General features: G+C 42.3%; 10 protein-coding genes. 3 read left to right on the forward strand and 7 right to left on the reverse strand.

Annotated elements, in window-relative coordinates; all coding sequences use genetic code 11:
* Nucleotides 1-426 precede the first annotated feature (426 nt).
* The 7 genes from HNQ46_RS00005 to HNQ46_RS00035 form a co-directional block, all read right to left on the reverse strand.
* Nucleotides 427-705 (reverse strand): type II toxin-antitoxin system RelB/DinJ family antitoxin, encoded by a 279-nt coding sequence (locus tag HNQ46_RS00005; RefSeq protein WP_183681301.1) that lies wholly within the window; start codon nt 703-705, stop codon nt 427-429.
* A 179-nt stretch (nt 706-884) separates the two neighbouring features.
* A complete protein-coding gene (locus HNQ46_RS00010) occupies nt 885-1775 on the reverse strand; it encodes a PD-(D/E)XK nuclease family transposase (protein WP_183681304.1) in 891 nt (296 codons plus the stop codon).
* A gap of 610 nt (nt 1776-2385) precedes the next feature.
* Nucleotides 2386-3204, reverse strand: a complete 819-nt coding sequence (locus tag HNQ46_RS00015; RefSeq protein WP_183681307.1) for a CheR family methyltransferase — start codon at nt 3202-3204, stop codon at nt 2386-2388.
* 10 nt (nt 3205-3214) lie between these two features.
* Nucleotides 3215-3715 (reverse strand): chemotaxis protein CheW, encoded by a 501-nt coding sequence (locus HNQ46_RS00020; RefSeq protein WP_408637129.1) that lies wholly within the window; start codon nt 3713-3715, stop codon nt 3215-3217.
* A gap of 28 nt (nt 3716-3743) precedes the next feature.
* Complete coding sequence (locus HNQ46_RS00025) at nt 3744-5825, reverse strand: chemotaxis protein CheA (RefSeq protein WP_007156725.1); 2082 nt, start codon at nt 5823-5825, stop codon at nt 3744-3746.
* 255 nt (nt 5826-6080) lie between these two features.
* On the reverse strand, nt 6081-6470 hold the full coding sequence (gene flgB / locus HNQ46_RS00030; protein ID WP_007156723.1) for a flagellar basal body rod protein FlgB: 390 nt from the start codon (nt 6468-6470) through the stop codon (nt 6081-6083).
* 106 nt (nt 6471-6576) lie between these two features.
* Nucleotides 6577-6726 (reverse strand): hypothetical protein, encoded by a 150-nt coding sequence (locus tag HNQ46_RS00035; protein ID WP_183681310.1) that lies wholly within the window; start codon nt 6724-6726, stop codon nt 6577-6579.
* 126 nt (nt 6727-6852) lie between these two features.
* Between HNQ46_RS00035 and HNQ46_RS00040 the strand changes: the two genes are divergently transcribed.
* The 3 genes from HNQ46_RS00040 (at nt 6853) to HNQ46_RS00050 (ending at nt 13907) form a co-directional block, all read left to right on the forward strand.
* Nucleotides 6853-9051, forward strand: coding sequence for a methyl-accepting chemotaxis protein (locus HNQ46_RS00040; RefSeq protein ID WP_183681313.1), 2199 nt, complete (start codon nt 6853-6855; stop codon nt 9049-9051).
* Nucleotides 9052-9166: 115 nt separating this feature from the next.
* Nucleotides 9167-11365 carry a methyl-accepting chemotaxis protein gene (locus tag HNQ46_RS00045; RefSeq protein WP_183681317.1) on the forward strand — a complete coding sequence of 733 codons (2199 nt, stop codon included), beginning with the start codon at nt 9167-9169 and terminating at the stop codon, nt 11363-11365.
* A 334-nt stretch (nt 11366-11699) separates the two neighbouring features.
* Nucleotides 11700-13907, forward strand: a complete 2208-nt coding sequence (locus tag HNQ46_RS00050; protein WP_183681320.1) for a methyl-accepting chemotaxis protein — start codon at nt 11700-11702, stop codon at nt 13905-13907.
* The last annotated feature ends 215 nt before the right edge of the window (nt 13908-14122 follow it).

Here is a 14122-nt window from a genome sequence, read left to right on the forward strand (position 1 = left end):
GGATATATCCCTGAGTATACACGAACCGACCTTACAGACAAACTCCACGACACATTTGGTTTTAGAACGGATTACGAGATTGTATCTCAAAGAGAAATAAAAAAGATTTTAACTGCAACGAGAAAGTAGAAATATTGCTAGAATTCAAAAAGAAAACAAGAGCTCATAAATGGCGTAATTACGCCGTTTATGGGCTCTTGACTCTTTCGCAACTGTCAAAGACGGGATTATAGCACGAATTAACATTTTTATCAGCTAGGAAAGTGCGCATTGATTAAATGCCGGAAAGAAGGTTATAGATCAACGTCTTTTAAGATAATGTCAAGCATTTGACGCGGTGTAACAACATAGGATTTATTTGGGAAATGTTTGATATTGCCGGTGACAAGCCATGTATCAATTACAGCAAAATATTTCATAACTTACTTACTTTCTTGCCTCAGCAATTTCTGCGTTAATTTCTTCAAGAGTCATATCGGAGATACCGTATTCTTCAGCAATTTTGCTGGCTTTTTTCAGGGCATTAATGCCGGGATTGTTTTCAGGACTGATGTTCATACTGAAAGGAATTCCATTTTCTTGATTAAGTCTAGCCATACACATTCGAAGATATGCAGGTAGAGAAAGTCCTAACTTATCTAAGATTTGTATTGATTTTAGTTTTTCTGTATCCTCTGTTCGAAACTGCACTAATGTACTAGCCATGATTTTACCTCCATAGAAATTTGAATTTACTAATCTCTATATTATAGGATTTAAAATGCAAATGCAATCGAATGATTACATTGTAGAATTTTTGTTGCCTATTAATCAAAGCTAAAGAGAATTATATATCTTTTTCAAGTCACGTTTATAAACTTTATTCAACGAAAGTTAGTAAACGTTTAAAGCCCAAACTCCTTCAGAAGCTTTTCCCGATAATCTTCATCGTAAGAAACTCTCTTAAGATCATCCATCTGTCCTGCTTCCAGAAGTCGACCAACCAAGAGAGCCAAACGATTTTGTCCCTTCTCCATACCTTTCTCTATACCTTCCTCTACTGCTTTTTTTCTATACTTTTCTAATAAAACATTCATCTTCTTTTCTCCTTCCTTATCTAATTTACCTTCCTTTAATGAGGCTACTCTATGAGACAAAACTTTAGACTTAATTTCCTTAGGATTGGCTTCTTTAAGATCTTTAGCCAGCTTTCCTAATGTATTGTCATCCTGCCTTGCTGTATTGAAATAGAGGATATGGGAACCATCTTTAAACAATGTACCTGATTTCTTAATAACACGTTCAATTTGATATAACTGTTCTCCCTCTCCTAATATATCTTTATCTGTAATAAATATAACATAGCTTTCCGGCAATTTGGAAAACTTTTCTCCCTTCTTTAGGGTATTCGTGTCCATAAGTGCGGCATGATAACGAGCCCTTTTAGGAGTTGCTCCGGCAGATGAATTCTGTACTTCGATATTATAAAGCAAGCCTTTTTCATCGGTACAAAGGCAGTCCAATACCAAAGCTCTTCCAAGCAAATTGGGCAGCCTCTTTTGAAGTCTTTGTTCCTTTAATTTTAAGGAAGCGTTGTCCAAAATGATTTGAAGAATATACTCCGTACAAGCCTGTTCTTCCAGAACTACTTGCATAAAGAGATCATCCATCAAAGTAAGAGATGCGATAATCTTTTTCTTTTCCAGAGCATTCATCTTTTTCCTTGTACTCTTTGAATTTGCTTCTGAACGACCGGATTTTTTTGCCTTTGCATTAGTAGAATTTGTTATTTTCATAAGTCACCTGCGGAAAATTAGAGTAATAGAAATGATTAATGAGTAAATTTAGATTTTTTGAATAAATAAATTGAAACGAGAATATTGAAGTGAAGAATCAAGTTAAGATTGGGCTTTAGAAAATTAAAAAGCACTTGAACCTTATTGCCAACTATCTTACTACCAGAATAGTAATTCTCCTATACTCCACATTCGGATAATATCCGTATATGGATAATATAAAAGTATGGTTGATGAAATGGCACAGCACATCCTTTCCATTCCATCCTCACCCTTTGGTATATCCTAATACATAGGAGCACTGCACATCGTCCCCTTCGCTTATATTCGAGAACTAAGGAACACTGTCTATCCCCTTCCCACAAGGCAATCTGAGCCCCTCGGTACTTAACAAAAGCGAGCGAAGCGAAGCTTGCGTTTAGTACCGTTAGCCGGGCGAAGTTAGCGGGAGCGTGCCTTGGGGGAAGGGGATAGACAGTGTTCCGAGGCGCCGCATAGTCCATCGAAAAGACAATAAAAAAGCACATCTCCCTCCAAAAGATAGAAGATATGCTTTATCACTTGATTCGTATTGTTAATCATTCTCTTTATAAAGCGCTTTTCTTAGCCCTTATTTTTCATCCTTCCGATAAATCGCAGGCTTTACATAGGTATAAGGGCAAGTGGCTTTTGTAAGTCCCTCGGAATGGCCGATAAAGAGGTGTCCTCCGGGGTAAGTCACATCATAGAAACGCTTTACCAAGGCGTCCTTGGTGGGCTGGTCAAAGTAAATCATAACATTCCGACAAAAGATTAAATCAAAGTCTCTCTTAAATTTGATGGGAGACATGAGATTAAAGGGGCGGAAGATAACATTTCTTCGAAGCTCCTCGCTTACGGTGTAATATCCGTCTTCAATGGGAACAAAATACTTGTTTTTCCAGCTCTTTGGAAGCTTTTCCAGGCTTTCCGGAAGATACTTGGGGTTTTCCGCCTTGGATAAGACATTTTGAGAAATATCCGTAGCCAGGATACGAGTGTCCCAATTTCCCCCTAACTTTCCAAAGTACTCTAAGAGGTACATGGAAATATTGTAGGGCTCTTCTCCGGAAGAGCAACCGGCGCTCCAGATAGAGAGCAACCGGTCATTCTTATGTTTTTCTGCTAATTGGGGCATCACCACATTTTCCAGATAATCAAAGTGAGATTCCTCTCGCATGAAGTAGGTGTAATTGGTGGTGAGCTTATTCAGCAGGGTGGTCATCATATCCTGGTCCTGTTTTTGGATAATGTCATTCACATAATCGTGAAAGTCCGTATATCCCCGGCTCTCCAGGATAGAAGAGAGACGGCTTACAATCAAAGGCTTTTTACGCTTTAGGTCAATGCCGAATTTCTCCTGCATAAAGGTATAAAGCCGCTTAAAGTCCTCATCAGATAAATCGTTCATAAAATCCCTCTTATACTACTTCAGAAGTAGAGGAGGATTGCACTAAGGAAGCTGCGTCAAAGGACATAGCAACTTCTCCGCTATCTAAAGTAAGCATGCCGTTGCAAAGCTTCTGACGATTCCGTAAAGGAATGGGCTGTACTTCGCTGGTGTCAATGTCGATAACCTGACGTACCTTATCTACGATGATACCGATAGGTACGGAATCAATATTTAATACGATAATGCAGGTCTTAGAGGTATATTCCTCGGCTTCTCTATCCATTAGTAAACGAATGTCCACAACCGGGAGGATAGAACCTCTTAAGTTGATGATTCCCTTTACATAATGGGGAACCATGGGAAGAGCAGTGATGCTATGATCATTGATAATTTCAATCACATAGCTTGTGCTCATATACATTACCAATCCGCCGGATTCGAAGGTTAAGCAACGCTCTGCATCGGTTAAATCTTTCTCGTCCTGCTTGTTTTCTTGACTTTCAACTTCTTCTAATAATTCTTCTTGCATCAATTCTTCTGCCATGCTGCTTCCCTCCTTAAATGTTTTCAATGGCTTGAGAGTACAAGCCTAGCACGTCTAAGATGATACAAATGTTTCCATCTCCTAAGATGGAGCAACCATTAATACCACTGGACTTTAAGTCATACGCATTGAAGTAAGCGGGGAGTGGTTTTACCACAACCTGCTGTTCTCCGATTAAGTCATCTACGAATAGGCAGCAAGACTTGTCTCCGGCCTCTACCCAGATGAGAACACCGTCCTGTAAATCGGTGTATTTTCCTTCGATGCCGTAGAAATTGTTCAGGCGAATGATAGGATAGAAAACATCCATTCTCTTTACCATCTCATTTCCGTTCTCGTCAAATACGACTTCGGAATCATCTACCTTGAAGGACTGACGAATATTTACGATAGGAATGGTGAAGATGGTATCTCCAACATTTACCTTCATACCGTCCATAATAGCCAGTGTAAGAGGAATCTTCATGGTGAAGGTTGAACCCTTACCGATTTCACTGGAAATGCTGATGGTTCCACCAACAGACTCCAGATTCTTTTTTACTACGTCCATACCAACGCCTCGACCGGAGAACTCGGTTACTGCGGTATTGGTGGAGAAGCCGGGAAGCATAATCAAGCCCAAAGCTTCTTTCTTGCTGTATTCGGAACGAGGCTTGTAAAGGATTCCCTTTTCCTCGGCCTTATCTAAAAGCTTTTCCGGATCCATTCCGTAACCGTCATCCTGAACGGTAATGATAACTTCGGAAGAAGTGTGAGAAGCGGAGAGGATTAACTCACCCTGAGAATCCTTACCTGCTGCGATACGCTCTTCCTTGGTTTCTTCGATACCGTGGTCCATACTGTTACGGACAATGTGCATCAAAGGATCCTGAATGCTATCTACGATAGTCTTATCTACTTCGGTATCCTCACCGATGATGGTAAGCTTAACGTCTTTTCCAAGCTTCTGCTTCATATCACGAACGATACGGTTCATCTTCTGGAAAACACCGGAGATGGACACCATTCGTAAGCTCATGGCGATATCCTGAAGATCGTCTGTTAACTTACGAAGCTGTCTTGCAGACTTCATGAAGTTGTCCAGACTTTCCTGAGGCAGCATACGAAGAACAGGAGAGGAGGTTACCATAGATTCGGTAATAACAATTTCTCCTACCAGGTCGTTTAAGCTGTCCAGCTTCTGCAGGTTTACGGAAATCAAGCTTTGCTTTACAGGCGCTGCAGCCTTTTGCTGTGCAGTCTGCTGAGCCGCTGCAGGCTCTTTACTTGCCTTTGGTGCGGAACTGCTTTCTGCATTTGCGCTCTTAACCTCAGCCTTTGCCTCAGCCTTTGTTGCCTCTACCGGCTCATAGGAGAGGATATGGCTCTGCTCCCGTAAGATTTTCTCACCCTTTTCGCAGTCCTCGTCACTATCGAAGGCAAGGAAAAATCCTTCATCGATAATGGTTTGTGCTGTTTCCGGATTGCTATCCATATCTGCAGGATAATAACGGAACTCTAAGTCAAATTCCTTGATTGCATTTACAATCATAAAGGCACGAAGATTTTCCATGCCGATTCCTTCATCTAAGAAGACATGAATGAATTTCTTAGCCTTATCGTCCTTCGGAAGATTGCGATTCTCACCGGAAGCCTTTGTACTGTCTGCCGCTTCTACAACAGGAGCGGAGTCAGCAGGAGCTTTTCCGGAAATCTTTGCCAAGAAAGCATTGATGGAACCTGCAAATTCTTCAACATTGTTATCCAGCTCTTCGCCGGCCTTTACCTTCTCCAGTCCGCTACGAAGAAAATCCTCAGAACGGAACATTAAGTCGAAAAGTTCACTTTTCTGGTCTCCGCTTAAAGAATCAATTCCCTTATCACGAATAAAGAAGAACATGTCTTCAATATGGTGAGCGATATTGGAGAGAGGAGTGAACTCCATCATGGCACTGGAACCCTTAATGGTGTGCATGATTCGGAAAATTTCATTTACGTCATCTGTGGAGAAATCCCCTACCTTTTCGTCTGCGATAAGCATTTCGTCCAACTTATCCAGGAGCGCTTCTGTCTCCAAGAGATAGGTGTCCAGCATTCCTTCCATTGTACTATCCATAGTTTTACCACCTTTTCCTATTTACTAAACTGTGTTCTGTTGCACAGCAGTATCCTCGTTATCTATCGGCAAAATCCCTACTGCCATAAGGCAAAGTTGGAAAATGCCGAAAAAAAACACTGCCCTTTCGGCAGTGCTTCTATTCCCATTTCCTCCATAAAAGGGAGAAAAACTCAGTATTCCAGAAAAGTTCGGAAGCATCCTTTCTTCCTGAAATCATCATTTTCCTCTTCCTATCATCCTATGGAAAAGGGGCTAGAAGCTCTTCGCTGCTGCCATAAGTCTTCTTAAGTCATTGTTTACAGAGTTTACCATATACTGGTAAGCGTAGGTGGTTTTAACAAGCTCCACCTGTTCCTGATCCATGTCAACGTTATTTCCATCTAGTCGACTGGATTCGTTTTTTGTGCTGTGAATTCTTGCCCTCTGGGACTGTATTGCATTCCCGATGGCGACTTTTTTTCGTCCACCCTGCTCCGCAGTAGAAATGCGGTGGAGAAGTTCATTCTCAAAGGTGAGATATTTTGACTTGTAATTCGGCGTATCCACATTGGCGATATTGTTCACCGTAAGATTCTGCCGTCCCCAGAGTAAATCCAGGGTCTTCTCCGTGAGGGCTACTCCATTTCCATAAAATAATGACATAGCTATCCTTTCTCTCTGTTTTTTAGCTCAACACAATATCGGACAGTTTTGCTTTTTTATAAGAGAAAAGCAGATTTTTCTTTTTGCTTTTTTTAGAATTCTGTCTTTACTCTTCCTGTTTTCGTGTTTTGCTTTTTTGAGCCTTATTATCCTTTAGCGGAATTTGAAAATCTTTCCATATAATTAAGAAGAAAGTTTTTTGCATAATAGCATTTTCAGAAAGAAAGTACAAGAAAGCTTCTTGAATCTTTTTCACAGACAGGGAAAATCCTTTGAGAAAGCACGGATTCTCTTATATAAGTATGGGCTACGCCGATGAATCTATGAGCTTATAAGATCGACAATAAAAATAGGAGTTCGAAATTCAAGGAGGAATGAAAACGTGAAGAAAAAACAAGAAATGAAGGGGTCTATATTGGAGAACTTTGGACTGGGGCAGAAAATGTCATTGATTATCGGTGGGCTGACCTTTGTAATGTTGCTTTGCTTACTGTATTTTTTGCTACATAGCTTTAGATTATCTATGAACAAAAAAGTAGATGCCAATATGGCGGATAAGGTGGAGCAGGCCTCCTATACTTTGGATGATTTGATAACCAAGCTGAATGCCACAGCAGATAATATTGAGGCAAGTATCAGCTTTGTTTTTGATCAGCATGATGAGGTGGGAGGGGTTCCCGGCAACCCCTGGACCATTAACGATGAGGATGGAAATCCTCAGAGCATTACTCCTATGGAGAATGTAGCTTTTCGAAGCCGTGTGGTAAATGCATTTCTTCCTGCCTCCCGTTACAATGCGGAGGTGGTGATTCTAAATGCACTGTATGCCAATCTGAAAACGGAACCGAATCTGGCAGATATCGGTATCTTGTTTGAGCCGAATGCATTTTATCAGGGGATAGAAAATTATGCTCCTATTCTTTCTCAAGACGATCTGGATAAAAGAGCGATTACCAACCATCCTTATTCCAATTATCAGGATGAAATTTATTATAAGGCGGTAAAGGAAAAGGGCTCCACCTTTATCACACCGGTTTACGGAGATATTAGCAAGCCGGAAGAAAGAATGTTTGCCATTTATCATCCTATTATCAAGAACAATCAGTTCCTGGGAACTATTCTTTTAGACGTTAAGGAAGAGGTTTTGCTTACTGCAAGTCAGAGCGATGAGGAATTTCCCTCCATGTTTGTGAATTTGATTGACGGAGAGGGGCTTATTCACAGTAAAAGTGAAGCGGTAAACGGAAAAACTTTGCAGGAGCTTCTCCCGGAGAAGGCAAGCGCTGCCATTTCCGAGAAGATGGAATCTAAAGAAGCTTTTGCTATTAATATTGTCAATGAGAATGGACAGGAAAGAAGAGAGTATTATTACCCCATCGATATGGAAGGCAGTACCTGGTGGACCAGACTCAGCATTTCTCACAGCGATTATAGTAAGGAAGTGGACAGATTAAGAAATGTTGGCATTGTGGCAGGTCTCAGCACGGTATTTATTCTTGTGTTGGCATGTGTCCTGCTGATTGGCCATTTCTTAAAGCCCTTGCAGAAGGTTGCAGAAGTAGGGGAAAAGCTATCCGTAGGAGATTTCTCCATGGATCTTTCCTATAAGAGCAAGGATGAAATCGGACGTTTAATGCATTCCATGGGGGATGTAGTTTCCAGAATTCGTTCTATCATAGGAGACCTTTCCGAGAAATTAAATCAGCTTGCCCAGGGAAATTTCAATGTGGAAATGAACAATGCGGAGTACTATAGCGGTGCCTATCGTCCACTGTTTGATTCCATTAACAATATTTCCACAGATCTTTCCGGCACCATGGCGGAGATTCAGCAGAGTGCGGTACAGGTAAATTCCGGTGCGGAGCAGGTAAGCTCCGGTGCCCAGGGACTTTCTCAGGGTGCTACAGAGCAGGCTTCTTCCATCGAAGAGCTTTCTGCAACGGTAAATGATATTTCCGAGCACATTAAGAAGACCGCGGAGAACACCCGTCTGGCTAATGCAGAGGCACAAAATGCCGGTAAGGAAGTAAGCAATTCCGACAAGCAGATGCAGCAGATGAAGGCTGCTATGGAAAACATCAATGAAAAGTCCGGAGAAATCTCCAAAATTATCAAGACCATTGATGATATTGCCTTCCAGACCAATATTTTGGCGCTGAATGCGGCAATCGAAGCGGCAAGAGCCGGCGTAGCCGGAAAGGGTTTTGCGGTAGTAGCGGATGAGGTAGGAAATTTGGCTCAGAAGTCTGCAAACGCTGCGAAGGATACCACCATGTTAATTGAAGAAACCCTTCAGGCGGTAGAGCAGGGAACGGTTCTTGCTGATAGCACCGCAGAATCCTTACAGAGAGTGGTAAGCGGTACAGGCAAGGTAACAGATTTGGTAAATCGGATTGCGGAAGCCTCTGTAGAGCAGTCCAGAGCGGTAGAGCAGGTATCTGTAGGAATCGATCAGATTTCCTCCGTAGTACAGAGCAACACCGCCACAGCGGAAGAGTCTGCAGCAGCTTCTGAGGAGCTGTCCGGACAGGCCCATATCCTAAGTGATTTGGTGGGAAGATTCAGTCTTCGAGAGGAATAAGCATAAGCGAAAAAACAGTTTTCGCTTATAAATGTATGGGGATGGTCGATGAATCTAAGAGTTCTTCATTAAAAAATGATTTAGGAGCACGAAATTCAAGGAGGAAAGAAAAAATATGAAGAAGAAACAGAAGGCCGCAGGCTCTTTTTACGAGAATCTGAAGCTAAGTCAGAAAATGTCCTTAATCCTGGGTTCATTGACCTTTGTGATTTTATTGGGATTGCTATATTTCCTGATTCACAGCTTTGAAATTGCCATGGATAAGAGAATCGATGCCAATATGGAGGATAAGGCGACAGAGGCATCTTCCGATCTGAGCGATTTGATGACAAAATTAGATACCATTACGAACAATATCGAGCAGAGTATCAGCTTTGTCTTCCAGCAAAATGATGAAGTCGGCGGAAAACCCGGTAACCCATGGAAGATTAGAGATATCGAGGGCAATGACCAAACCGTTACCCCTATGGAAAATGCATCCTTCCGTAGTCGTGTGGTGGATGCGTACATCCCGGCTTCCCGCTACAATGCCGAGGTGGTAATGCTGAATGCATTGTATTCCAACATGAAGGATGAGGAAAATCTGGAGGATATCGGTGTTCTTTTCGAGCCCCATGCCTTCTATCAGGGAATTGATAATTATGCACCTCTGCTTCTTAGAAATGAAGTGGAGAATAGAAGAATCATGAACTTCCCCTATGAGAAGTATCAAAATATTGCTTATTACACCGGAGCGAAGGAAAAGGGCGATACCTATGTTTCTCCTGTTTACAGTGATACGGTAGACCCCAGCAAGAGAATGTTTGCCATCACCAAGCCCATCATGAACAACAATCAGTTTGTGGGTGCTATTCTTCTGGATGTAAAGGAAGATATGTTACTTAACATTAGCATGGAGGATCCTGCCTTCCCCTCTATGTTTGTAAATATGATTGATGGAGAAGGCCTGATTCACAGTAAAAATGAGGAAGTAAACGGAAAAACACTGGAAGAGCTTCTTCCTGAGAAGGCTTACAAAGCCATTTCCGAAAAGATGGAATCCAAAGAAGCCTTCACATTAAAGATTGTAAATGAGCATAATCAGGAGAGAAGAGAGTATTATCATCCTATCGATATGCACGGCAGTACCTGGTGGGTTAGATTAAATATTTCCGAGAAAGACTATGACAGAGAAGTGGACCGTTTGGTAAGTATCGGTGCAGTTGCCGGTGTAGCAACCGTAATCCTTTTAGTCATCGTAACAGCAGTTTTGATTACTCGTTTCTTAAAGCCATTACAGAAGGTGGCAGAGGCAGGAGAGAAGCTTTCCGCAGGAGATTTCTCCATGGATCTTTCCTACAAGAGCAATGATGAAATCGGCGTTCTGATGCATTCCATGAACAACGTAGTAGAGAGAATCCGTTCCATTATCTCGGATCTTTCCGAGAAGCTCACTGAGCTTGCCCATGGAAACTTCAATCTGGAAATGAAGAATGAGGAATACTATAGCGGATCCTATAGACCTCTCTTTGATTCCATTAACAATATCACTGCAGATCTTTCCAATACTATGGCAGATATTCAGCAGAGTGCAATTCAGGTAAATTCCGGTGCAGAGCAGGTAAGCTCCGGTGCCCAGGGACTTTCTCAGGGTGCTACAGAGCAGGCGTCTTCTATCGAAGAGCTTTCTGCAACGGTAAATGATATTTCCGAGCACATTAAGAAGACAGCGGAGAACACTCGTCTGGCTAATGCAGAGGCACAAAATGCCGGTAGGGAAGTAAGCAACTCCGACAAGCAGATGCAGCAGATGAAGGCTGCTATGGAAAACATCAATGAAAAGTCCGGAGAAATCAGTAAGATTATCAAGACCATTGATGATATTGCCTTCCAGACCAATATTTTGGCGTTGAATGCGGCAATCGAAGCGGCAAGAGCCGGCGTAGCCGGAAAGGGCTTTGCGGTAGTAGCGGATGAGGTAGGAAATTTGGCTCAGAAGTCTGCAAACGCTGCGAAGGATACCACCATGTTGATTGAAGAAACCCTTCAGGCGGTAGAGCAGGGAACTGTTCTTGCTGATAGCACCGCAGAATCTTTACAGAGAGTGGTAAGCGGTACAGGCAAGGTAAGCGATTTGGTAAATCAGATTGCGGAAGCCTCTGTAGAGCAGTCCAGAGCGGTAGAGCAGGTATCTGTAGGAATCGATCAGATTTCCTCCGTTGTACAGAGCAACACCGCCACAGCGGAAGAGTCTGCAGCAGCTTCTGAGGAGTTGTCCGGACAGGCTAATATTTTAAGCGACTTGGTAAGACGCTTCCAGTTGAAGGAAGACTAAAACAATAATTGAATATATAGCTATACTAAAAAAGGAGCTGTAAAAATCCAAATCTGTATTTTGGTTTTTTTACAGCTCCTTCTTTTTTAGTTCTGCTGTTTCTTCCATTATTCTATTGAAAGAGTGTGAAAAAACAATTATTCCATTGAAAAAGTGTGTCATATAACTATTATTCGATGGAAAAAATGTAATATAACAACATTATTCAATCGAAAAATGCAAATTCTTTCTTATGCCTCCTCGGAAAAACGCCGATTTATACCTTGGCTTATTAACGTGACAGAATAAAGCAGATGCAATGTAGAGATTGTTTTTTCAAGGAGGAAAGAACAGAATGAAAAAGGGTATTGGGGTAGAGAAGAAGCAGAAGCGTTCTTCCATCAGCACAAGATTATCGATGATTTTAGGAATTGCCAGTGTATTGGTATTTTTTGCCATGAGTGTGGCAATCATTAAGACAGGAGAGCATTCCATCAGTTCAGCTCTGGACAACAACTTAAACGATAAGGCCACCATGGCCATTGGAGATTTGCAACAGGTTATTTCTCGTTTGGAGTCTATTTCCATGACACTTGAAAACGGTATTCACAGCATGCACAGTCAGCATGACGGCATTGGACAGGCGCCGGAGAATCAGTGGGTGGTAAAGGACAGAGCTACCGGAGAAGTAGTCAATAATCCGGGGATGGGAGCAACGACCTTCCGCTCCAGAATTGTGAATGCGGAGCTTCCCGCTTCTCGTTACAATGCGGAAACCGTGATTTTAGATTCTTTACAGTCCGCCTTAACCGACAATAAGGATTTGGTAGGAGCAGGAATCTTCTTTGAGCCAAACGGTTTCTCCGACAATGTTTCCGATTACGGGGTATATATGTCCGCAGAGGATTTGGAAAAGAAGGGGGTTATGGCCTACCAGTACAGCTTTTACAAGGACGCTTCCTGGTATAATGGGGCAAAGGATTCCGGAGAAATGGTATTAACCGATGTGTACAGCGATACCCTTCATCCGGATATTCAGATGATCAGTTTGGGAAATCCTATTACTGATGAAAACAATGCCTTTGTGGGAGCAGTTATTCTGGATATTAACACTAAAGTATTCAGCGCCATTCAGCAGACCGATGAGCGTTTTCCCTCTTTGGCAACCAATATCTTAGATGCAAACGGAAGCTTTTTGTATTCCATGAAGGAAGAGGCTATTGGAAAGAAGCTGGAAGAAGTTTTGGATAAGGATACCTATGAAATGCTTCGCCAAAATATGGATAAGGAGGAAGCATTTACGGCTACGGTGGTGAATGCAGAGGGGGTAAAAGAGAGAATGTACTTCCGTCCATTAATCATTCACGGTTCCACCTTGTGGTCTATGATTAGTATTGCCGACAGTGAATTTATGGCAGCCAGAAATCAGTTGGTCATCATGTGTGCCGTTTTCAGTATTGTAGGCCTTATGATTTTGATTGCCATCAGCTTCTTCTTAATTAAGAGGGCTTTAAATCCATTACAGGGAATCGCTTTGGCAGGAAAAGCTGTTGCGGAAGGAAACTTTGATGTAAAGGTTTCCTACGATCAGCAGGATGAAATCGGAGACTTGGCGGTTGCCATCCAGAGTGTTATGCAGCATGTTCGGGAAATCATTTCCGATCTTTCCGAGAAATTAGGAGAATTGGCAAAGGGAAACTTCCGTGTTTCTTTGGACAATGCGGAGCAGTATCCGGGAGCTTATCGTCCCCTTCTTACCTCCCTTCAGGAAATCACCAATGATTTAGATAAAACCATGTCGGAGATTAAGACCAGTGCCAAGGAGGTTAACGCCGGTGCGGAGCAGGTAAGCTCCGGCGCTCAGGGACTTTCTCAGGGTGCTACAGAGCAGGCATCTTCTATTGAGGAATTAAGTGCTACCATGAACGACATTTCCACCCAGATTAAGGGAACTGCGGAGATGGCGGTGAAGGCTTCCGGGCTTTCTCAAAGAACAGAGGAGGCTGTAGGCCTTAGTAACCAAAAGATGGAAGAAATGTCCAGGGCAATGCAGGAAATCACCGAGAAGTCCAATGAAATCAGTAAGATTATCAAGACCATTGATGATATTGCCTTCCAGACCAATATCTTATCTTTGAATGCGGCTATAGAGGCGGCAAGAGCCGGTGCAGCAGGAAAGGGCTTTGCAGTGGTTGCGGATGAGGTAGGAAACCTGGCTCAAAAGTCTGCAAAGGCGGCACAGAATACTTCCAGCCTTATTGAGGAAACCATTGAAGCGGTGGAAAAGGGAGCCAAGATTACGGAAGAAACCGCAGAATCCTTGACAACCGTATCCAACCATGCGAAGGATATTAACGACATTATCACAAACATCTCCAGCGCATCGGAGGAAGAGGCTAGAGGCGTTTCTCAGCTGACAACGGGAATCGATCAGATTTCCTCTGTGGTACAGAGCAATACCGCAACGGCAGAGCAGTCTGCGGCAGCTTCTGAGGAGCTTTCCGGCCAGGCCAATATCATGAATGATTTGGTAAATCGTTTTCAATTAAAAAACGAGGACTAATCAGAATACACTTAAAATGAGTTTTCATAAAAATATGCATTAAGCCTTCATGAAATATAACTGTATAGGATAGAATGAGCGTTTAATACTATACTTAAGCTTAAGCATAAAATAAAAAAGACTGCCTCTTGAGAAACTGCAACCCCCTGATTTAGGGATAATGCTGAGTCCCAAGGGGCTGTTTATATTCTTAATGAGTATCACAGGATGTGACA

The sequence above is a fragment of the Oribacterium sinus genome (assembly GCF_014202695.1).
GTDB lineage: Bacteria > Bacillota > Clostridia > Lachnospirales > Lachnospiraceae > Oribacterium > Oribacterium sinus.